Source organism: Plantactinospora sp. B5E13 (assembly GCF_039871775.1).
In the GTDB taxonomy this organism is placed as follows: Bacteria; Actinomycetota; Actinomycetes; order Mycobacteriales; family Micromonosporaceae; genus Plantactinospora.
In genome coordinates this window covers 13,088-34,279 of sequence record NZ_JBDPLT010000067.1, presented here as the reverse complement: position 1 = coordinate 34,279, position 21,192 = coordinate 13,088, and the positions used below count along the sequence as shown (strand labels likewise).

Here is a 21,192-nt window from a genome sequence, read left to right as displayed (position 1 = left end):
TCTACGAACACGTACAGTGCAGTCAGAAGGGTGTCGATGTCGGCAGTCACGAGCAGACAACGACACCCTTCCCTGTGTCGATACGCCAAGTCCCCCACCAGGCCAGATTTAGGACTCAATCATCTAGCATCCGTCCCGGCTCTGACCCGACCCGAGGAGTAGGGACCGATGACAGTGACGTTCGAGGTGACCGCGGATCCGCGAGCCTGGGTACGGGCCACCCGTCGGGCGATGCGTCCGTACCTGCTGGTCATCTGGGTGGGGTCCGCGTTGGTCGTGCTCGGTGGCGGCACGATCGTCGCGCTCGACCCGGCCGACCCCGGCGAGGGCATCCAGTTCATCGTGCTCGGTCTCGTCCTGCTGTCGCTGGGACCGCTGCTGCCCCGGCTGTCGGTACGGATGCAGAAGTGGCTGCTCACCCCACCCATCACCATCACCGTGAGCGACGAGAAGCTGGCCAGCCGATCCGCGACCTCGTCGTCCGAGTTCGTCTGGTCGGCGGTGCGCCGGGTGCAGGAGACCGACGACATGTGGCTGGTCCGCCTCGGACACACCCATCTGCTCATGCTGCCGAAGGACGGCACCGACGAGACCGGCCGGCAGGAGTTTCGTCGGCTGCTCGTGGACCGGGGTCTGGCCCGGTAGTCTCCGGTACCCGTACCCAAATCCGTTGGCCGGGGGGTGACCGGCCCGGCTATGGTCCGGCGATGCCGTTGCAGCCCGACCCCGACGATCCCGCCGGCTCCCTGCTCCACACGGTGGACGGCCGCCCGCTCGCCCGGTTGCGTCTCGGGGACGACGACGGGGAACAGGTCGTCGAAGACGTCCGGCCGCTGCCCGGGACGGAGTTGTCCGAGGTCGTCGACCAGGCCCGCCGGGACCTCGCCGGGCTCCGGCTGGAGACTCCGGACGACAACCTGCTGGCAGCCCTGCTGGCAAGTGGTCTCACCCTGGACCGGGCCGCCACCGACCTGCGGCACGACCTCGCCGACCTGCCGGAGGTTCCCGAGCTGCCGACGGGCTGGACCCTGGCCCCCGCCGGCTGGGACGACGACCTGGCCAGCGCGTGCGCCGCCGCGTACGGCCCGGACCATCCGGACGGCTCCTGGCGGGACGAGGACACCCGGTACATCAGCGTGATGTACGAGACCGGCGAACCGGTGCCGCCGCTGGTCACCGCCTCGGCTCGGGTGGTGGGGCCGGACGGGCGCAGCGCCGGTCACGTCCTCTGCGCCGGCCCGGTGCCGTGGACCGACGACGTCTGCGGCTGGATCCTCAACCTCGCGGTGGCGCCGCACGCGCAGGGCATCGGGCTGGGCCGGGCGTTACTGGTCCACACCCTGCACGGCACCCGCGACGCCGGGCTGCCGGCCCTCGGCCTCCAGGTCGCCGACGGCAACCCGGCGCGCCGGATGTACGACCGGGCCGGCTTCCGGGTACGCACCCGGGTCCTGGCGGTCAAGCTGCCCGCCCCGGAGTAGACCCGCCGACGGGTCGGGCTCGACTCCGACGGTCGGGCCGGACCGGTTGGTTCCGCCACGGGACCGGCCGGGGAATCCGTCCACACCGGAGTCAGCCGTCGTAGTCGATCTCCAGAGTGTCGGTCACCGGGCTGGCCTGGCAGGTCAACACGTAGCCGGCGGCCAACTCGTCCGGCTCCAGGGCGTAGTTGCGGGCCATCGTCACCTCGCCGGAGACGACCTTCGCCCGACAGGTCGAGCAGACCCCGCCCTTGCAGGCGTACGGCAGCTCGCCGCGGACCTTCAGCGCCGCGTCGAGGACCCGCTCGTCCCGCCCCATCCGGAAACTCGACGTCCGACCGTCCAGCCGGATCGTCACCTCACTGCCGGCCGCCGAGCCGGCCTCCGGCCTGACCGGCGGCGCGGGCGGGGTGTCCACGTGGAACAGTTCCGCGTGCACCATCTCCGCCGGCACCTGCCGGGCGGCCAGCACCTCCCGGGCGGCCAGCACCATCCCGTACGGGCCACAGAGGAACCACTCGTCGATCCGGTCGGTCGGTACGAGCGTGTCCAGCAGCCGGCCCAGCCGGTCGGCGTCGATCCGGCCGGAGAGCAGCGGTGACTCGCCCGCCTCCCGGGACAGTACGTGCAGCAGGTGCAGCCGCTGCGGATACCGGTCCTTCAGGTCCGCCAACTCGTCGGCGAACATCACCGTACGGGCGTGCCGGTTGCCGTACACCAGGGTGAACGTGCTCGCCGGCTCGACCGCGAGCGCGGTCGCGACCAGCGCGAGGACCGGGGTGATCCCGGAGCCGGCGACGACCGCCGCATAGTGCCGGACCCGGTCCGGGGTGAACGCCGAGGTGAAGTGCCCGAGCGGCGGCAGCACCTCGACGGTGTCCCCGGCCCGCAACGCGCTGACCGCGAACCGGGAGAAGGCGCCGCCCGGCACCTCGCGCACGCCGATCCGCAGCCGACCGGTCCCGGCCAGCTCCACCGGGGTCGAGCAGATCGAGTACGACCGCCGCACCTCCAGGTTCTCCTCGTCGAACCGGCGTACGGTGAGGTGCTGGCCGGCCCGGAAGGCGAAGACGTCCCGCAGTTCGACCGGCACCGCGAAGGTGACCGCGACCGCGTCCTCGGTCAGCCGGTCCACGGCGACGACCGGCAGCGGGTGGAAGACCGGCCGGCGACGTACCGGTCTGGTGATGGTCACGCTCACAGTGCCCTCAGGTGGTCGAAGGGTTCCCGGCAGGCCCGGCACCGCCACAGTGCCTTGCAGGCGGTCGAACCGAACCGGCTGATCTGCTCGGTGTCGGCGGTCCCGCAGCGCGGGCAGCGTACGGACAGGGACAGCGCCACCGGACCCGCCGGCCGGGACGCCGGCCCGGGCGGGGCGATGCCGGCGGCGGCGAGCTTCGCCCGACCGGGCTCGGAGATCCAGTCGGTGCTCCAGGCCGGCGCGTAGACGGTGCGTACCTCGGCATCCGGGTGCCCGACGGCGGCGAGCGCGGCCCTGATGTCGGCCCGGATAACGTCCATCGCCGGGCAGCCGGTGTAGGTCGGGGTGATCGTCACGGTGACCCGTCCGGTTTCCGGCTCGACCGCCACGTCCCGCAGGATCCCGAGGTCGTCGATGGTCAGCACCCGCAGCTCCGGGTCCACCACCGCCGCCACCGCCGCCCGCGCGGCGTTCAGCCCGGTCACCACCTTCTCCACACCCACTGCGTTCCTCGCGCTCACCAGGAGGCTCCGGGGTGGGCGCGGTGGACGACCTGCATCTCGGCGAGCAGGTAGGAGAGGTGTTCGGTGTGCCGACCGGCGCGTCCGCCGTCCGGCGCCCAGCCGTCGGCCGGCCGGTCCAGCGTCGCGGCGGCCAGCACCGGCTCGACGGTGGCCAGGAACTCGGCCCGCAGCCCGGCCGGGTCGACCGGCGCGGTCGGGTCGGGGGTGAACAGCTCGTGGGTGTACGGCCAGACCTCCTCCACCGCCGCCTGCATCCGCCGGTGCGACTCGGCGGTGCCGTCACCGAGCCGCACCGTCCACAGCCGAGCGTGGTCGAGGTGGTACGCGACCTCCTTGCACGCCTTGCCGGCGATCGCGGCGAGCCGCTCGTCGGCGCAGTCGCGCAGCGCGGTGTAGAGCGGCAGCTGGTACGCCGCCAGGAAGAGCAGCTTCGCGATGGTGACGGCGAAGTCCCCGTTCGGCAGCTCGACCAGTAGGCAGTTACGGAAGTCGCGGTCCCCCCGCAGGTAGGCAAGCGTGTCCTCGTCCCGGCCGGCGCCCTCCAGCTCACCCGCGTACGTCAACAGCAGCCGGGCGGCGCCGAGCTGGTCCAGGGCGATGTTGGCGAGTGCGACATCCTCCTCCAGCTCCGGGGCGGCGGAAACCCATTCCCCGAGCCGTTGTGCGGCGATCAACGCGTCGTCGCCGAGCGCCAGCAGGTGCGGCACCGTCGTGCCGGCCGGGGTGCCGGTCGTGCCGGCCGCACTGTCGACAGACGTGTTCACAGGTGCGCCGCCCCGTCCGGTACCTGGTAGAACGTCGGATGCCGGTAGACCTTGTCGGCGGCCGGGGCGAAGAAGGCGTCCTTCTCGTCCGGGCTGGAGGCGGTGATCACGGCGGCCGGGACGACCCAGATCGACACTCCCTCCTGGCGGCGGGTATAGACGTCCCGGGCGTTGCGCAGCGCCAGCTCGGCGTCCGGCGCGTGCAGGCTGCCGACGTGACTGTGCGCCAGCCCGCGCCGGGGTCGGACAAAAACCTCCCAGAGCGGCCAGCCGCGCCGGTCCGTCGACCCGTCGGTCATGCCGCCACGGTCGCTCACGCCGCCACCTCCAGTCGCTCGGCGGACCGGGCCGCCTGCTTGGCCGCGTACGTCTCGGCGGCCTCCCGCACCCACGCCCCGTCGGTGTGGGCCCGCTTCCGGTGCGCGGCGCGCTGCCGGTTGCACGGCCCGTCGCCGGAGATCACCCGCATCAGCTCGGCGTAGTCCGGCTGGGTGAAGTCGTACGCCTGCCGTTCGGCGTTCCAGCGCAGGTCGGGGTCGGGGATCCGGAGTCCGAGCACCTCGGCCTGCTGCACGCACATGTCGACGAAGCGCTGCCGCAGCTCGTCGTTGGAGAACCGCTTGATCTTCCAGGCCATCGACTGCTGGGAGTGGGTGGAATCGCCGTCCGGTGGGCCGAACATCGCCAGCGACGGGTACCACCAGCGGTCGACCGCGTCCTGGGCCATCTCCCGCTGGGCCGGGGTGCCGTGCGCCAGGGTGTGCAGGATCTCGTAGCCCTGTCGCTGGTGGAAGGACTCCTCCTTGCAGACCCGGATCATCGCCCGGGCGTACGGCCCGTACGAGCACCGGCAGAGCGGGACCTGGTTGACGATCGCCGCCCCGTCCACCAGCCAGCCGATCGCCCCGACGTCGGCCCAGCTCAGCGTCGGGTAGTTGAAGATCGAGCTGTACTTCTGCCGGCCCGCGAGCAGCAGGTCGACCAGTTCGTCCCGGGTCACCCCGAGGGTCTCGGCGGCCGCGTACAGGTAGAGGCCGTGCCCGGCCTCGTCCTGGACCTTGGCGAGCAGGATCGCCTTGCGCTTGAGCGACGGCGCCCGACTGATCCAGTTCCCCTCCGGCTGCATGCCGATGATCTCGGAGTGGGCGTGCTGGGCGATCTGTCGGATCAGGGTCCTGCGGTAGGCGTCCGGCATCCAGTCCCGGGGTTCGATCTTCTGGTCGGCCTCGATCAGCCCGGTGAAGTACGCCTGCGGGTCGGTGTCGGTCGCGGCGCCGTCCGCGACGTCGGGACGCCCCCGGGCTGCGGCGGCCCGCAGCGCCGCCTCGGCCGCCTCGACCTGATCAAGCAGCCCGTCGGCCGGCCGGGCGTCCGGCTCGGGAAAGTGATGTCCGTACACAGAATAAGTGTTACAGCTCAACTAGCCGGATACCAAGACGTGTAACAGAACTGCCGCCGAGCGAGGCGGCGGTGCCGGCCGGTACGACGGGAGCGACTGACCGCCGACGGAGCGATGACCCCGGTCACAGCAGCCGCCACTTTTCCGGACCTAATGCCGAATAGCCTTCTATTCCAGGGCACCTCACAACAATTTCACGAGCGCGCCACCTGGCGAACCGCCCCGGGCGACGTAAGCTTTTCCCGTCCCGTACAGCCGTTTCCCCCGGTGGTACGGGGGCGCGGAGCACCACTGGGTGCGGGGCCTGCGGACGCATCGGCGCGATCCGACGGGACCTCCGACGCCCCGGACAGCCGGCCCCCGCCCTCACGCTTGGAGCCCGTATTTCTCATGCGCTCCCGTATGCCCCTGGTGGTCACGCTGGCCGCTGCCGTACTCGGCGGGCTGCTGCTCGTCCCGGTGGTGTACGCCAGGGTCAGCCCGCCACCGAACCAGGAGGCCATCCCGGAGGCCACCGAGGCCATCACCCCGCCGCCCGAGCAGCAGCAGGAGAAGAGCGCCCCGACCGGGATCACCCCGGCCGCGCCGCCCGCCCCCGAACTCGCCGCCGGGCCGGTGTCCGTACCGGGCGTGGACGGCTTCTTCTCCTGGGCCCTGCTGGACCGGCACAGCGGCAAGATCTCCGGCGCCCGGAACATGACCGCGACCAACTCGACCGAGTCGATGATCAAGGTCTGGATCGTCTCGGACTACCTGCGCCGGCTCGGCAACCGGAAACCGGCGGAACCGATGCTCAAGGCGGCCAGCCACGCGATCCGGGACAGCGACGACCGGGCCGCCGAGGTGCTCTTCAACCAGGGCGGCCGGGCCCCGGTGATCGAGCGGCTGATCAAGATGTGCGGACTCACCGACACCAGAGCGGTGGTCCCGCCGAAGGCGAGGACCGTCTGGTGGAGTTACACCCAGATGTCCGCTCGGGACGCCGTCCGGATGGGAGAGTGCATCAAGGACGGCACCGCCGCCGGCAAGAAGTGGACCACGTGGGTACTGAACGAGATGACCAAGGTACGCGGTAGCACCGCCGCCAAGGACCAGAAGGCGGGCCGGGGCGGTGGCCGCTGGGGCATCATCGACGGCCTCCCGCCAGAGCTCGCCAAGGGCGTGGCCATCAAGAACGGCTGGACCCGGATCGGGGCCGACTGGAAGTGGCACCTGAACTGCCTCGCGATCTCGGGCGACTGGGTGCTGTCGGTGCTGACCCGCTATCCGGCGAACAAGAGCCTCGACTACGGCGCGAAGATCTGCGCCAGCGTCGCCAGCCAACTGGTGACGCCGCGTCCGGGCGCCGTACTCAAGATTCCTCCGCCGATCGACAACGCGGCGGCCAAGCCCGGTGGGAGACCCTCCTGATGTCCAGCGACCAGCGACGCGGTACGTCCGCGCCCGACTCCAACCGCCGAACCCTGCTCCGGCTGGGCCTGATCAGCGGCGTCCTGCTGGTGCTGGTACTGGTCGCCCTCCGGCTCCTGCCGGGATCCCCGCTCGCCAGCAACGCCGCCGCCCGGTGGGGTGAGCCGACCGGTGGCCCAGGCGCGACCGCCGGACCGTCGGAGCAGCCGACGCCGACGCCGACCCCGAGCCCGAGCCTGCCGCCGCTGCCGGTGGCGCCGACCGACGTCGACGTCGACACCGACGGCTGGTGGAACTGGGCGTTGCTGGACACCCGGACCGGCACGGTCACCGGCTCGGACAACATGGACGAGACCAACCCGACCGCCTCCATGATCAAGGCGTGGATCGGCGCGGACTACCTGCGCCGCGCCGCCGAGCAGGGCCAGACCCCGAGCGACGCCCGGTTGGACGAGGTCTCCATCATGATCCGGGACAGCGACAACAACGCCGCCTCGGACCTCTACAAGGTCAACGGCGGTACGGCGTCGATCCGGCGCCTGATCAGCACCTGCGACCTGACCGACAGCAGTCCCGCCCCGGACGGCGGCTGGAGTCGTACCGCGCTCTCGGCCCGGGACGCGGCCCGGATGGGCGCCTGCATCGCCGACGGCCGGGCCGCCGGGCCGAAGTGGACCAACTGGCTGCTCGACGAGATGCGGGCGGTCCGCGGCGTCGGCAACTTCGGCATCCGCAAGGCGTTCCCGCCGCAGGTGCAGAAGACCATCGCGATCAAGAACGGCTGGGTCGACCGGACCCCCGAGCAGAAGTACACCGTCAACTGCCTGGCCGTCGGCGACGGCTGGACCATGGCGGTGGAGACCCGCTACGACATCAACCTCGGCTACACGTACGGCGCGAAGATCTGCGAGGAGGTCGCCGCCCAGCTCCGTACGGACTGAGCCGTCAGAAAGGGCCCGTCCCTGCCCGAAGCGACAGGGAGGGGTCCTTCCTGACAGCCGTGCGATCAGCCGACGAAGAACGCCGGGCCGTCGGCCGGCAGGGACGGCAGGTCGGCCAGTGCGGCGGCCCGGCGGGCGAACTCCCGCAGTCCCGCCACCTGCCGCTCGCCGAGCGAGAAGTCCAGCGTCCGGAAGTACGTCGCCAGCGTCGCCGCGTCGAACGTCTCCCACCGGGCCGCCGCCTCGGCGACCTCGTCCAACTCGGCCAGGCAGAGGTCACGGGACCGGAGGAACGCCTCGTGCACGTCCTTGACCAGGCCCGGGTGGTCGGTGGCGAAGTCGCGGCGTACCGCCCAGACGGCGAAGACCATCGGCAGGCCGGTCCAGTCCCGCCACGCCTGCCCCAGGTCGGTGACCTCCAGTCCCCGGCCCGGCGCCTCGTGGAGGGCCCGCAGGGCCACGTCGCCGATCAGCACACCGGCGTCGGCCTCGAGCAGCATGGTGGTCAGGTCGGGCGGGCAGCTGAAATACTCCGGCGTGACCCCGTACTTCTCGGCGAGCATCAGCCGGGCCAGCATCACGCCGGTCCGGGAGGTCGAGCCGAGCGCGACCTTGGCGCCGTCCAGCTCGGCGAGCGGGCGGGTGGAGACCACGTTCACCGAGAGCACCGGCCCGTCGCTGCCGACCGCCAGGTCGGGCAGGAGCAGCAGCTCGTCGGCGTGCTTGAGGTATTCGACCAGCGTGATCGGCCCGATGTCGAGGTCACCGGCGACCAGCTGGGCACTGAGCCGCTCCGGCGAGTCCTTGTGCAGGTCGACGTCGATCAGCGCGCCGGAGCGCATCAGGCCCCAGTAGATCGGCAGACAGTTGAGGAACTGGATATGTCCTACCCGGGGTCGCCGTAGCTCGGTCATGATCCGACGGTAGACCTCGAATCGGACGCCCGCTCAGCCGACCGGCACGGAAGTGGCGGGTGCCGCACCACCCGGCTCCGGTGCCGCGCCGGGCTTCGGTACCGCGCCAGCGGGCTCCGGCTCCGGTGCCGCGCCGGGCTTCGGACCCGGTCGCCGGATCGACTCGGTCCGGACCGCCCGGAGCACCACCGGGACCACGGCGGCGACCACGGCCAGGCCGGCCAGCGCGGTCACCGCGACCAGCGGACGCGGCGCGAACCGGGTGAGCAGCAGACCGCCGACCAGGTACCCGAGCATGCCGGCGCCCTGGATCGCCGCGCTCTGGGTGGCGAAGGCGCGTCCGCGTACCGTCGCCGGCACCCGGTCGACCATCAGCAGGTTGCTGAACACGTTGAGGCCGCCGTTGGCCACCCCGCCGAGCAGCCAGAGCGGGATCAGCCACCCGGCCGTGGGAACCGTGGCGCCGAACAGCACCGCCAGGCAGGCCAGGCCGAGCATGGCCAGCACGCTCCAGACCCGGGCGGCATCGTCGGGCAGCCGGCCGGCGGCGCCGGCCAGCAGCCACGACCCGGCCAGCATGCCGGCGGTCCAGGCCATGCTCACCAGGCCGTACGTCGTGGTGGAGGCGGCCAGGGTCTCGCGTACGTAGAAGACGTCGATCACGTTGACCGCACCGACTCCGGCGACCGTGGCGGCGATGGCGAGCACCATGGTCCAGAGCAGCGGATCGTGCCGCAGCCGCCACCCCGGGCCGGCGGACTCTCCGACGTCGCCGCGACCGGGCGGGGTCGCTCCGGTCGCGGCCGTCGACCCGGTGCCGGCCGCGACGCGGCCCACGGCCGTCGACCGTCGCCCTCCCCGACGGGTACGCAGCAGCAGCCCCGCCCCGACCAGGGCCAGGTAGCTGGCGGCGTCGAGCAGCAGCGGCAGTCGTACGCCGAACTCGCCGACCAGCAGTCCGGCCAGGCCGGGCGCGACCAGCAGGCCCAGGAAGCCGGCGGTCTGGTTCACGGCGCTGGCCCGGGGCAGGTCCTCGCGGCGGACCATCTCGGGCAGCAGCGCCGCCAGGACCGGTTGGGTCACCGCCAGCCCACAGGCGAGCAGGGCGACCAACAGCATGATCACTTCGGCCCGTTCGGTGTACGCGAGGACGGCGCAGCAGGCGGCCTGCACCAGACCGGCCCCGATGAGCAGTCGACGGCTGTCCACCCGGTCGGCGAGCCGTCCGGTCAGCGGGGCGAGCAGCACCAGCGGGAGGGTCGCGGCGAGCATCACCCCGGAGACCGCGAGTCCGCCGGCGCCGGCCGACTGGAGGGCGAGGGCCAGGGAGGTGGCGGCGAGGTAGTCCCCGCAGGTGGAGAAGGCCCGGGCGCCGGCGGCCAGGTGGACGTCGGTCCACCGGGAGGCAGGCAGGTCAACGCCGGCAGTCGTGAAGGACATGCTTCGAAAATAATCCTTCATAACCACCCGGGCAAGCCCCGGCGTCGGGAGTCAGTCGATCGGCATCGCCATGTAGTGGGCCGCCACCGGCCGGGCACCCTCAGGCGGCTCGGTACGGTCACGACGCCGGTACGGCTTCATCAGCTCCCGTACCGCCGCATTCAACGTGGTCAGCTCCTCGGCGGTCAGCATCAGCACCGACCCGCCGTACGCGGTGGCGTCGTACCACTCCTTCGACTCGTCCCCGAGCCGCCGTGCCCACGCCCGGATCCGCTGGTAGTCCCGGGCGGCGTACACCTCTATCAGGGTCTCCTGGGCGGCGCGCGCCTCCTGTGACGAATCCGGCCCGGCCTCCACCCCGAACGAGCGCACGCTGCTACGCCACAGCCGCTCCCGGGCGTCACCCCGGCTGGGCGCCTGCTCGACCAGGCCAAATCTGGCCAGCTCCCGGAGGTGGTAGCTGGTGGCGCTGGGCGACAACCCGACGATCTCGGCACACTCGGTGGCGGTGATCGCGGTGTCGGTGGAACTCAGATGCTCCATGATCTCGACCCGGGCCGGATGCGCCAGCGCCCGCATCACCTGCGGATCGCTGATCACCAACGAACGCTGCTCCACGGGCTGCTCAGTCATGCCCCCATGATCCCGCGCCAGCCCGGACCGACCTAAACCACTCGCTGGCCGGCCGGTTCCGGCGTACGCTTACCGGCCCTGCCGACGGCCGCGGTGAGCACGCACCGCAGCGGACGTCCCCGCGCCGGGGCTGGCCATCCAGCCCGACGGACACGCGAGCAGAGCAGATCGTCGTACCCGAGGAAGTTCGATGACCGTGCCCGACCTCGCCACCGACCCCGCGCCCGACCTCACCACCGACCTCGCCGCCGAGCGGGCCCACCTGACCGCCTCCCGGGCCGCGCTGCGCCGGATGCGGGAACACGCCGAGGCGCTGTTCCGCTCCGGCGACGGCGTCGCCGGTGACGCGTACGCCGCCGAGACCCTCGGCACCACGCTCGCCCGCCGGGTCGCCGAACTCGCCGACGACCCGACCACCCCGCTCTTCTTCGGCCGCCTCGACTTCGCCGACGGCGACTACCACATCGGCCGGCGACACGTCACCGACGAACTCGGCGAACCCATGGTGCTCGACTGGCGGGCCCCGATCTCCCGGTCGTTCTACCGGGCCAGCGCCCGCGACCCACAGGGCGTACGCACCCGGCGCCGGTTCGGCTTCCAGACCGGGGAACTGACCAGCTTCGAGGACGAGCACCTCGACCGGGGTGAGGAGTACGGCACCAGCAGCCGGATTCTCACCGCCGAGATCGAACGCCCCCGGGTCGGGCCGATGCGGGACATCGTCGCCACCATCCAACCCGAGCAGGACGAACTGGTCCGGGCCGAGCTGGCCGACTCGATCTGCGTCCAGGGGGCGCCCGGGACCGGGAAGACGGCGGTCGGGCTGCACCGGGCCGCGTACCTGCTCTACCTGCACCGGGAACGGCTGCGCCGCTCCGGCGTACTGGTCGTCGGACCGAACCGGGCGTTCCTGTCGTACATCTCCGCGGTCCTGCCCGCCCTCGGCGAGGTCGAGGTGACCCAGGCGACCGTCGAGGACCTGGTGACCTCGGCGACGTACCGGCCGGACGGCACCGCCACCGGTACCCCCCTCGCGGTCCGGGGGATCGACCCGCCGGAGACCACGGTGGTGAAACACGACCCCCGGATGGCCGAGGTGCTGCGCCGGGCGCTCGCCGGGCTGGTCCGCGATCCCGAGGACCCGATCACCGTCTCCGACGGGTCGTACCGGTGGCGGATCACCGCCGAGGCGCTGCGCCGGGTGGTCGCCGAAGCCCGCCGGGAGGACCTGCCGTACGCCACCGGCCGGGAACGGGTCCGGGCCCGGGTCGTCGGGCTGCTGCAACGCCAGGCCGAGGCCCGCCGGGGCGACTCACCCGGCGACGGCTGGCTGCGCCGGATGGGCCGGTCGAAGCCGGTCACCGAGTTCCTCGACCGCTGTTGGCCGGCGGTCACCCCGGACGGGCTGGTGCACCGGCTGCTCGCCGACCCGCAGGCGCTGGCGGAGGCCGCCGCCGGGCTGCTCACCGAGACCGAGCAGGCGGCGCTGACCTGGCCGAAGCCGCCGCGCACCCCGAAGGCGGCGAGGTGGAGCGCGGCGGACGCCGTACTTGTCGACGAGGCCGCCGGCCTGATCGACCGGCTGCCCAGCTTCGGGCACGTGGTGGTCGACGAGGCGCAGGACCTCTCCCCGATGCAGTGCCGGGCGATCGCCCGACGCAGCGAGCACGGCTCGCTGACCCTGCTCGGTGACCTGGCCCAGGGCACCGCGCCGTGGGCCGCCTCCGACTGGCGGGAGTCGCTGCGCCACCTGGGCAAGCCGGACGCCTCGGTGGTGCCGTTGACCATGGGGTTCCGGGTACCGGCCGTGGTGGTCGCGTTCGCCAACCGGCTGCTGCCGGTGCTCGCGGTCGACGTACCGCCGGCCGAGTCGCTGCGCCGCGACGGCGCGCTCGACATCCGTACCGTCGAGGACCTGCCGGTGGCGATGGTGGCCGAGGTGCGGGCGGCGCTGGCGCACGACGGCTCGGTCGCGGTGATCGCCGCGGACGACGACGTTGACCGGCTCCGCGCGGCGCTCGCCGACGCCGGGGTGCCGACCGCGACCGCCGACGAGGTCGAGGCCGGGACGCGGGTCTCGGTCGTGCCGGCCACCCTGGTCAAGGGCCTGGAGTACGACCATGTGATCGTCGTCGAGCCGGCCCGGATCGTCGCGGCGGAGCCCCGCGGCCTGCACCGCCTCTACGTGGTGCTGACCCGGGCCGTGTCCCGACTCGCCGTGCTGCACAGCGCCCCGCTGCCCGCGCCCCTCGGCTGAGACCGGCGGCGGGGCGGCGGCCCGGGGGCGACGGAGGCCGAGGCCGACGGGTCGACGGGGCGGCGGCCGGGATGGCGGCTCGGTAGGCTCGGCCGGTGCCGAGAGGAGGCCGAGTGTCCTGGCCGGACAGTGGTGCCTGGATCGTCAGCACGACGTCGACCGCCACGAACTGGGCATTGGCCACCGCCGTGCTCGGCGCGGCGTCGACACACCGGGTGGCGGTGCTCCGGATCGTCGGCCCGGACGAGGAACCTGCCGCCGCCCAGGGCTTCCGGCACACCGACGGGCTGGCCAGCCAGCTCGACGTGCGGGCCGGTGGCAGCGATCCACTCACCGTCGACGACGTCGTCGGGCTGGTCCGCTCGCTGGCCGGGCGGCACGGCCTGGTCCTGGTCGGCGCCACCTCCGGGCTGCTCGCACCGCTCGGCGGCGACGGCTGGACGCTCGCCGACCTGGCCTGGGCGTTGGGTGCGCCGGTCGTCGTGGTCACCGGTTCCGGGGCGGACTCCACCAACCACACCCTGCTGGCCCTCGACGCGCTGGCCAACCGGGAGCTGCCCGCCACGGTGGTCGCGATCGGCGCGGGGAACACCTTCGACACCCTGCCGGTGGCCCTGGCCGGCCGGATCCCGGACGAGGCGACGCAGCGCCCGGAACTGGTCGCGACCGAGGCCGTACGGTGGCTCGACCCCCTGCTGCACAGCGGCCCCGAACGGCGACCGGCGGCCGCCGACAGATCCGTCGTCGACACCTCTGATGCCGACGACGCCGACTCCGGTGACTCCGGTGTCGGTGACTCCGACGCCGGCGTCCCGGTCGGACCGGCGCCGGTCGGACCGACGACGCCGACCGCCGACCCGGCTCCGAGCGGCACCGGCCAGCTCCGGACGGCCGGTACGGTCAGCGGCCGACGGGTGCTGCTCGTCCTGCTCGGCGTCTTCGTCGCGCTGGTGCTGCTGCTTTGCGGCATCACCGTCGCCGGTCTCGGTGACGACCCGCTCGACCGTACCGAGATCTCCGTCGAGTCACGACGGGTCGGGCCGGGCCACCCGGCACCGGAGCCCGCCTCGGCGCACGCCGTTCCGGTCACCCCGCCGGGGATGCCCCGGCCGCTCCGGCCCCCGGCCAGCACGGTCTGCCCGCAACACGTCGGCACGGTGCGGCCGACCTCCCCGGACCGGCGGACCACGGCCCGGGTCGACGCCGCCTGGCTGCGGATCGAACGCTGGCTGGCCGAACACGCCCCCCGGAGTCGCCAGTCGCTGCGTCCGCCCGCCGCCGCGAAGCAGATCGACGCCCTGCAGGTACGGATGTCCGTCGCCTTCCCGCCCGACCTGGTCGCCTCGCTGCGCCGGCACGACGGCGCGACGCCCGGAGGCTTCAGGCTGACGTTCCTCTACCGGCTCATGTCGCTGCCGGAGATCGTCCGCAGTTGGGAGGTTTCCTGCACCGTCCTCGCCCGCGCGCCGGGGGACGACGACTGGTGGCACCGGTCGTTCGTCCCGTTCGCGGATGCCGGAGACGGTGGCGCCCTGCTGGTCGACCAGCGGTCCGGTGGACACGGCCGGGTCGGCGAGTTCTATCCCGAGGACGGCACCCGGTTCGACGGCTGGCCGCCGTCGGTGACGGAGCTGTTGGAGGGCGTGGCCCGGTCGGTGGAGAGCGGCGAGCCGTATCTGGGACGGTTCCGTCCGGTCGTCACCGCGGACGGCGTACTGGAGTGGGAGGGCGTGGTCCCGGCGACGACCGGACCGCCCAGGTAGCCACCGGCCGCTCCGTCGGGTGTCGCCGGTCCGTCGGTAGGTGGAACCGGGTGGCGGAGGCCGGACCGGTGACTCCCCCACGACGTGGATCGGTGGATCGTCACCAGGGCCGACGATCCGTCCGACTGAGCCGGACATGCTGGGACGAGCGTTCCGCCGCACCCGTCCCGCTGTACCCGTTCCGCCGCACCCGTTCCGCCGCAGCCCGTTCCGCTGTGACCCGTTCCGCTGTGACCCGTTCCGATCTGGACCTGGGAGGGCCCGTGCACGCGCCTCATGTTTCCCGGTCGCGACGCGACATTCTCCGTACCGCGGTGGGCTCCACCGTCGCGCTGACCGCGCTCGCCGCCGGCGCGACCCCGGCCGTCGCCGCACCGACGACCACCGCCCGGGGCGGCTCCCGCGCCCTGCCCAGGGACGCGCTGGAGGCCGGCCTGCGGGCGATCACCGACGCCGGCATGCCGGGGGTCTTCGCCGAGGTACGCGACGGCGGGGCGACCTGGCGCGGGGCGAGCGGGGTCGCCGACCTCACCACCGGCCGCCCGATGCTGCCGCACTTCCAGCACCGCGTCGGCAGTATCACCAAGACGTTCGTGGCCACGGCGCTGCTGCAGCTCGTCGGCGAGCGCCGGCTCGCCCTCGACGCGCCACTGGGCCGCTACCTGCCGGAGTTCGCCCCCGCCGGGGTGACCGTACGGATGCTGCTCAACCACACCAGCGGCATCAACGACTACGACCACGTCATCTTCGGCACGGTCGAGGGCATCGAGCGGTACCAGCACACCACGGTCACCCCGGTGGAGCTGGTCCGGATCGGACTGTCGCAGCCGCCGACCAACGCCCCAGGCGAACGGCACGTCTACTCGAACACCAACTACGTCCTGGCCGGGCTGCTGCTCGAGCGGATCACCGGCCGGTCGGCGGAACGGGAGATCGACCGTCGGATCCTCCGCCCGCTTCGACTGCGGCAGACGTACTTTCCGGGTACGGACCGTCGGATCGACGGGCCGCACGCCCGGGGCTACGTCCCGTGGTTGGACGGCGTCCCGCGTGACTTCAGTGTCTTCAACATGTCGTGGGCCTGGACCGCCGGAGCGCTGGTCTCCACCACCAGTGACCTGAACCGGTTCTTCCGGGCGCTGCACGGCGGCGGGCTGCTGCGTCCGGCCGCACTCGCCGAGATGCGGCGGACCGTGGTGCTGGATCCGGCGTACCCGGACGCGGCCGGGTACGGGCTCGGCCTGATGGGTGTGGCCCTGCCCGGCGGCCGGGTGTGGGGGCACGACGGCGTGGTGCTCGGGCACCAGGCGATCTCGCTGCACTCGCCGGACGGCCGCCGGCAGGCGACCGTCGCGATGAACGCCACCCACTACTGGGTGCCGGGACAGCCCGACCCGATCGGTGCCGCGCTCAACAGCTTCCTGCTGCTGGCCCTGGACACGCCGACCGACGCGCTCGGCGCACCCGCCGACCCGGCTCGCCGGGGCGCGGCGGATGGACGCCAACTCGACGGAGACGCGCTGTCCGTCCGGCGTGGTCCGCTGAGTGTGGTGCCCGGTCAGCCCGCCCTCGCCGCCGTGCTGTCGGACGGGGCGACCGGGACTCGGCCGCCCGCCGGAGGCTGAGGCCCGCCGGATCCCCGCTGACGAGGGGAGCCGCCCGTCGGGCGGCTCCCCTGTCCTGTCTCCGACCAAACTCGTTTACAGCGTCGTGGACTTTGTGTTGTAAACTCGTTTACGTGACCGAGAGCCCCGAGCACGAGGTGGCCACCGACGACCACGGGGTAGCCCCCGACCACGACGAACGGCCTCCCGTCGACGCCGCCGCCGCGCTGCGCCTGATCGTCGAGCAACAGGCGGAGGCGGCCCGACGACTCAGACCGAACATGCTCTTCTACTACTGGCCCTGGGGCCTGGCCTGGCTGATCGGCTTCGGCCTCTTCTTCCTCCGGTTCGGCCCCGACAACCGGGTGTTCGTGGCCCTGCCCGGCTGGCTGCCGCTGGCCACCCTGCTGGCACTGCTCGTCGTCGCCTCCCTCGTCTCCGGGCTCGGCAGCGCCCGGACGTACGGACAGGTGAGCGGCGACTCCAACCGGCGGGGTGCCTGGTACGGCCTGTCCTGGGGGCTCGGCTTCGCCACCCTCACCGTGGTGCTGAGCCGGATCAGCCCACACCTGCCCGACGACCTCGGCACCCTGCTCTGGGCCGGCGCCACGGTCGGGCTCACCGGCGCCCTGCACATGGCGGGCGGCGCGGTCTGGCTCGACCGCAACCTGTTCACGCTCGGCGCCTGGATCAGTGTGATCAACATTGTCGGGATCATCGCCGGACCGGGCTGGCACGCCCTGGTGATCGCGATCGGCGGTGGCGGCGGCATGCTGCTGGTCGGCGCCATCGTGGAACGGCGGCGGCCCCGCGCGACGACCCGCCCCGCGCCCGGTGCCCGATGACCGAGGCCCCGATCCCGGAACTCGATCCGGTGATCCACGCACAGGCCCGACTCCGGGTGACGGCCACCCTCGCCACCCTGCCCGTCGGCGACCGGATCACCTTCCCCCGGCTCCAGGAGATCCTCCGGATGACCGCCGGCAATCTCTCGGTACACCTACGCAAGCTCGAAGACGCCCGGTACGTCGAGATCGTCAAGACCCACCACGGTCGTACCCCGGCGACCCTCGTGGGGCTGACCCCACGCGGCCGGCTCGCCTTCGAGGAGTACACCGCCGCCGTCCGCGCCCTGCTCGAACCGCCCTCCGCAGCCCCCTCAGCCGAGGAGACGTCATGATCGTCGCCCGCGCCATCCAGGCCACCCGCCGGTACAGCGAGGTGACCGCCCTCGACCAGGTCACCCTCGATCTGCACTCCGGTGAACTCGTCGGGCTGCTCGGCCCCAACGGTGCTGGCAAGAGCACCCTGCTGAGCCTGCTGGTCGGTCTGCGACGGGTCAGCGCCGGCCGGGTCGAACTGTTCGGCGGCGACCCCCGCGATCCGGCGTACCGCCGGCAGATCGGGATGACCCCACAGGAGACCGGGCTGCCGCCGACACTACGGGTCGGCGAGGTGGTCGACTTCGTCTCGGCGCACTACCCCGACCCGGTGCCCCGGGCCGAACTGCTCGGCCGGTTCGGCCTCGACGACCTGGTCCGCCGGCAGACCGGTGGCCTCTCCGGCGGGCAGAAGCGCCGGCTCGCCGTCGCACTGGCGTTTGTCGGCCGGCCCCGGCTCGTTTTCCTCGACGAGCCGACCACCGGCCTCGACGTGACCGCCCGCCGGGAGTTGTGGGACGGCATCCGCCACTTCCACGCCGAGGGCGGCACGGTCCTGCTCAGCAGCCACTACCTGGAGGAGATCGAGGCGCTCGCCCAGCGGGTGGTGGTGCTCGGCCGGGGCCGGGTGCTCGCCGACGACAGCGTCGCCGCGGTCCGCGACCTGGTCGGGCTCCGTCGGGTCAGCCTGGTCGTCCCGGAACTGCCGACCCTGCCCGGGGTACGGAACGTGACCCTGGTCGACGGGGTGACCCACCTGCTGACCAGCGACTCGGACCTCCTGGTCCGGGAACTGGTACGCAGCGGCGTCTCCTTCTCCAACCTGGAGATCCGGGCCACCTCGCTGGAAGACGCCTTCCTGGCCATCACCACCGAATCCGGCGAGACCGTCACCACGGAATCCGGGGACGTACCCGCCGGCCAGCCTGTCGAAGCCTGAGGAGATCCCGATGCGACTCGCCCTCGTCCACGCCAGGTTCCAGTTGCTGGAAACCATCCGGATTCCGATCGCCCTGGTCGGCAGCGCCTTCTTCCCGGCCGCGTCGATGCTCTTCTTCGTGGTGCCGTTCGCCGGTGACGACCCGGTCGCGGCGACGTACGCCACCGCGTCGATGGTGACCTTCGCGGTGATGAGCACAAACATCTTCCAGTACGGCATCGGGGTCGCCGAGGACCGGGCGCAGCCCTGGGACCCGTACCTGCGTACCCTGCCGGCCGGGGCGGCCCCGCGCTTCGCCGGCCGGATCCTCGCCGGCCTGCTGATGACCACCTTCTCGCTGCTCCCGGTGGTGGTCATCGCGGCGGTCGGGACCGAGGCCCGGATCAGCGGGCCGGCGTTCCTGGCCGCGCTCGGTACCACCGTCCTCGTCGCGGTGCCGTTCACCCTGATGGGACTCGCGATCGGCTACTCGCTGCCGAGCAAGGCGGCGATCGTGGTCGCCCAGGTGCTGTTCTTCCCGCTGGCCTTCGGCGGCGGACTGCTCTTCCCGCCCGGCAGCTCGCCCGGGTTCATCGAGGTGATCGCCCCCTACCTGCCGACCCGGGGTGCGGCGGAGTTGATGTGGACGGCGGTCGGCGACTTCCGGCCGAACCCGACCGCCCTGGTGATGCTCGGCGTCTGGATCGTGGCGCTGGCCGGGGTCGCCGGCTTGGCGTACCGCCGGGACGAGGGCCGCCGGTTCAGCTGACTCCGGTCGGCTGTGGGGAAGAAGCTCGTCCTCACCCCCGGGGTGGGCGGACCGGGACCACCAGCGGGCCGTGCTCGCCGTCGATCACGCGTACCCGGGCCTGGTAGTGCGTCGACAACAGTTCGCCGGTGAGCACCTCCCGGGGCGGTCCGGCGGCGACCACCGCGCCGCCGGCCATCAGCACCAGCCGGTCGGCGTACTCGCCGGCGACCGAGAGGTCGTGCATGGTGGCCAGCACGGTCAGGCCGTCGTCGCGGCGGAGCTGGTCGATCAGCTCCAGCACCTCCTGCTGGTGCCCGATGTCGAGGGCGCTGGTCGGCTCGTCGAGCAGCAGCAGCGGGGCGCCCTGGGCCAGCGCCCGGGCCAGGAAGACCCGCTGCCGTTCCCCGCCGGAGAGCGTCGCCAGCGGCCGGCCGGCGAACCGGGCCAGCTCCAACCGGTCCAGTACGTCGTACACGACCGCCAGGTCGGCGGCCGACTCCCGCCCCAGCGGCGGGATGTACGGCGTGCGGCCGAGCAGCACGTAGTCGACGACCGCCATGCCGGCCGGTACGACCGGCGACTGGGCCACGGTCGCCACGATCCGGGCGCGCTCGCGGCGGGCGAGTCGGGGCAGTGGTGTACCGAGGAGGGAGATCGTGCCGGATCCGGGCGGCAGCAGCCCGCCGGCCGCGCGGAGCAGGGTGGACTTGCCGGCGCCGTTCGGGCCGATCACCGTGACCCATTCCCCGGTGCTGACCGACAGGTCGACCCCGGCCAGGACGGTGACCCCGCCGAGGGTGACCCGCAGGCCGGCCACCTCGACCGCGGGCGGCTGACCGGAAGCGGGCGGTTGATCGGAAGCGGGCGGTTGATCGGAAGCGGGCGGTTGATCGGAAGCGGGCGGTTGATCGGAAACGGGCGGCGAGCCGGAGCCGGTGGAGGGGGTGCCGGTCACAGTGGCACCCGCCGGGTGGTCCGCAACACCAGGGCGAAGAACGGGCCGCCGAGCAGCGCGGTGACCACCCCGATGGGAATCTCGGCCGGGGCGGCGACGGTCCGGGCGGCCAGGTCGGTGAGGGTGAGGAAGGCCGCGCCGAAGAGCACCGACAGCGGCAGGATCGCCCGGTAGCTCGCCCCGGCCAGCAGCCGTACGGTGTGCGGGACGATGATCCCGACAAAGCCGATCAACCCGGAGACCGAGACGGCGGCGGCGGTGCCGAGCGAGGCGGCGGCGACCAGTAGCAGCCGGGATCGTTGCGGGTGCAGCCCGAGGCTGCCCGCCTCGTCGTCGCCGACCGCGAGCACGTCGAGTTCCCGACGGTGCAGCAGCACGAGCACGGCGGTGACCACCGCGTACGGCAGTAGGACGAGGACGTCGTGCCAGCCGGCGGTGGCGAGCCGCCCCAGCATCCACGAGTAGACCTCCTGGATGCTCTCCGCGTTGCGTTGCAGCAGGTAGGTCTGACCGGCGGAGAGGAACGCGGAGACCGCGACCCCGGCCAGAATCAGGGTGGCCGGTGACCGGTCCCGTCCCCCGGCGGCACCGAGCAGGTACGTCAGCAGTACCGCGCCGAGCGCCCCGACGAAGGCGGCCAGTGGCACGGTGACCGGGAGTCCGATGGTGATGTCGGCACCGGTGACACCCCGGGTCACGATGACGGCGGTGACCGCGAGGCCGGCGCCGGCGGCTACGCCGAGCAGGTGCGGGTCGGCCAGCGGGTTGCGGAAGACGCCCTGGTAGCAGCCGCCGGCCAGGGCCAGCATTCCGCCGACGAGCAGTCCGAGCACCACCCGGGGCAGCCGTAGCTCGGTGATGATGGCGATCTCCCGCTCGTTCAGCCCGCTGTTCAGGTGCACCCCGGGCACGAGGTTGAGCAGTTCGACCGCCACGCTGCCGGGTGGCAGGCTGACCGGCCCGAAGGCGATGCCGGCGACCGCCGCGACCGCGACGGCGAGGAATCCGACCACGAGCCAGCGTCGCCGCAGGCCCGCCGGCCGGGCGGGGCGGCGGCCGACGGCGGAGCGGCCGAC

General features: G+C 72.7%; 21 protein-coding genes. 11 read left to right on the top strand and 10 right to left on the bottom strand.

The genetic code is table 11. The features are described from left to right. Positions 1–168: 168 nt before the first annotated feature. Complete coding sequence (locus tag ABGB05_RS34325) at positions 169–645, top strand: YcxB family protein (protein WP_347658138.1); 477 nt, start codon at positions 169–171, stop codon at positions 643–645. A gap of 62 nt (positions 646–707) precedes the next feature. Beyond that, the gene (locus tag ABGB05_RS34320; protein ID WP_347658137.1) at positions 708–1,481 is read left to right on the top strand and encodes a GNAT family N-acetyltransferase; all 774 of its coding nucleotides are present in this window, start codon (positions 708–710) and stop codon (positions 1,479–1,481) included. Between the two features lie 91 nt (positions 1,482–1,572). Here the strand turns inward: ABGB05_RS34320 and paaE are convergent, their stop codons facing one another. Genes paaE through paaA form a run of 5 tightly spaced genes read right to left on the bottom strand, consistent with a single transcriptional unit; the run spans position 1,573 to position 5,369 of the window. Beyond that, positions 1,573–2,682: a 1,2-phenylacetyl-CoA epoxidase subunit PaaE gene (gene paaE / locus ABGB05_RS34315; protein WP_347658136.1), complete on the bottom strand. Its 1,110-nt coding sequence runs from the start codon at positions 2,680–2,682 to the stop codon at positions 1,573–1,575. Next, entirely contained in the window at positions 2,679–3,158 is a 480-nt protein-coding gene (paaD, locus tag ABGB05_RS34310) for a 1,2-phenylacetyl-CoA epoxidase subunit PaaD (protein WP_347658144.1), read from the bottom strand. Before paaD ends, paaE begins: the two co-directional genes overlap by 4 nt. Positions 3,159–3,199: 41 nt before the next feature. Next, the gene (gene paaC, locus ABGB05_RS34305) at positions 3,200–3,913 is read right to left on the bottom strand and encodes a 1,2-phenylacetyl-CoA epoxidase subunit PaaC (RefSeq protein ID WP_347658143.1); all 714 of its coding nucleotides are present in this window, start codon (positions 3,911–3,913) and stop codon (positions 3,200–3,202) included. Positions 3,914–3,966: 53 nt separating this feature from the next. Then, the gene (gene paaB, locus ABGB05_RS34300) at positions 3,967–4,269 is read right to left on the bottom strand and encodes a 1,2-phenylacetyl-CoA epoxidase subunit PaaB (RefSeq protein WP_347658142.1); all 303 of its coding nucleotides are present in this window, start codon (positions 4,267–4,269) and stop codon (positions 3,967–3,969) included. Positions 4,270–4,283: 14 nt separating this feature from the next. Next, positions 4,284–5,369 carry a 1,2-phenylacetyl-CoA epoxidase subunit PaaA gene (gene paaA, locus ABGB05_RS34295; protein ID WP_347658135.1) on the bottom strand — a complete coding sequence of 362 codons (1,086 nt, stop codon included), beginning with the start codon at positions 5,367–5,369 and terminating at the stop codon, positions 4,284–4,286. Positions 5,370–5,771: 402 nt separating this feature from the next. On the opposite strand from paaA, the gene ABGB05_RS34290 reads away from it, so the two are divergent. Both ABGB05_RS34290 and ABGB05_RS34285 read left to right on the top strand, forming a co-directional pair. Continuing rightward, positions 5,772–6,779: a hypothetical protein gene (locus tag ABGB05_RS34290; RefSeq protein WP_347658134.1), complete on the top strand. Its 1,008-nt coding sequence runs from the start codon at positions 5,772–5,774 to the stop codon at positions 6,777–6,779. Further along, positions 6,779–7,720 (top strand): hypothetical protein, encoded by a 942-nt coding sequence (locus tag ABGB05_RS34285; protein ID WP_347658133.1) that lies wholly within the window; start codon positions 6,779–6,781, stop codon positions 7,718–7,720. The genes ABGB05_RS34290 and ABGB05_RS34285 overlap by 1 nt, the downstream gene beginning before the upstream one ends. A 65-nt stretch (positions 7,721–7,785) precedes the next feature. On the opposite strand, the gene ABGB05_RS34280 is transcribed toward ABGB05_RS34285, so the two are convergent. The 3 genes from ABGB05_RS34280 to ABGB05_RS34270 are packed head-to-tail and all read right to left on the bottom strand — an operon-like array spanning position 7,786 to position 10,707. Continuing rightward, on the bottom strand, positions 7,786–8,637 hold the full coding sequence (locus ABGB05_RS34280; protein WP_347658141.1) for a menaquinone biosynthesis protein: 852 nt from the start codon (positions 8,635–8,637) through the stop codon (positions 7,786–7,788). A 30-nt stretch (positions 8,638–8,667) separates the two neighbouring features. Beyond that, positions 8,668–10,074 (bottom strand): MFS transporter, encoded by a 1,407-nt coding sequence (locus ABGB05_RS34275; RefSeq protein ID WP_347658132.1) that lies wholly within the window; start codon positions 10,072–10,074, stop codon positions 8,668–8,670. Between the two features lie 51 nt (positions 10,075–10,125). Beyond that, on the bottom strand, positions 10,126–10,707 hold the full coding sequence (locus ABGB05_RS34270; RefSeq protein ID WP_347658131.1) for a winged helix-turn-helix domain-containing protein: 582 nt from the start codon (positions 10,705–10,707) through the stop codon (positions 10,126–10,128). 190 nt (positions 10,708–10,897) lie between these two features. Here ABGB05_RS34270 and ABGB05_RS34265 point away from each other — a divergent pair, with 190 nt between their 5' ends. The 7 genes from ABGB05_RS34265 (at position 10,898) to ABGB05_RS34235 (ending at position 19,179) form a co-directional block, all read left to right on the top strand. Further along, positions 10,898–12,964 carry an AAA family ATPase gene (locus tag ABGB05_RS34265; protein ID WP_347658130.1) on the top strand — a complete coding sequence of 689 codons (2,067 nt, stop codon included), beginning with the start codon at positions 10,898–10,900 and terminating at the stop codon, positions 12,962–12,964. Between the two features lie 113 nt (positions 12,965–13,077). Beyond that, positions 13,078–14,727, top strand: a complete 1,650-nt coding sequence (locus ABGB05_RS34260) for an SMI1/KNR4 family protein (protein WP_347658129.1) — start codon at positions 13,078–13,080, stop codon at positions 14,725–14,727. Between the two features lie 314 nt (positions 14,728–15,041). Then, positions 15,042–16,352: a serine hydrolase domain-containing protein gene (locus tag ABGB05_RS34255; protein ID WP_347658128.1), complete on the top strand. Its 1,311-nt coding sequence runs from the start codon at positions 15,042–15,044 to the stop codon at positions 16,350–16,352. Between the two features lie 113 nt (positions 16,353–16,465). Further along, positions 16,466–17,176: a transporter gene (locus ABGB05_RS34250; RefSeq protein WP_347658127.1), complete on the top strand. Its 711-nt coding sequence runs from the start codon at positions 16,466–16,468 to the stop codon at positions 17,174–17,176. Further along, complete coding sequence (locus tag ABGB05_RS34245) at positions 17,173–17,511, top strand: transcriptional regulator (RefSeq protein ID WP_347658126.1); 339 nt, start codon at positions 17,173–17,175, stop codon at positions 17,509–17,511. Before ABGB05_RS34250 ends, ABGB05_RS34245 begins: the two co-directional genes overlap by 4 nt. After that, positions 17,508–18,431 (top strand): ABC transporter ATP-binding protein, encoded by a 924-nt coding sequence (locus ABGB05_RS34240; RefSeq protein ID WP_347658124.1) that lies wholly within the window; start codon positions 17,508–17,510, stop codon positions 18,429–18,431. The genes ABGB05_RS34245 and ABGB05_RS34240 overlap by 4 nt, the downstream gene beginning before the upstream one ends. A gap of 10 nt (positions 18,432–18,441) precedes the next feature. Next, positions 18,442–19,179 (top strand): ABC transporter permease, encoded by a 738-nt coding sequence (locus tag ABGB05_RS34235; RefSeq protein ID WP_347658123.1) that lies wholly within the window; start codon positions 18,442–18,444, stop codon positions 19,177–19,179. A gap of 31 nt (positions 19,180–19,210) precedes the next feature. Here the strand turns inward: ABGB05_RS34235 and ABGB05_RS34230 are convergent, their stop codons facing one another. Together ABGB05_RS34230 and ABGB05_RS34225 are read right to left on the bottom strand one after the other, a co-directional pair. Then, a complete protein-coding gene (locus ABGB05_RS34230) occupies positions 19,211–19,978 on the bottom strand; it encodes an ABC transporter ATP-binding protein (RefSeq protein ID WP_347658121.1) in 768 nt (255 codons plus the stop codon). Positions 19,979–20,112: 134 nt separating this feature from the next. Beyond that, the gene (locus ABGB05_RS34225) at positions 20,113–21,147 is read right to left on the bottom strand and encodes an iron ABC transporter permease (RefSeq protein ID WP_347658140.1); all 1,035 of its coding nucleotides are present in this window, start codon (positions 21,145–21,147) and stop codon (positions 20,113–20,115) included. Positions 21,148–21,192 lie beyond the last annotated feature (45 nt).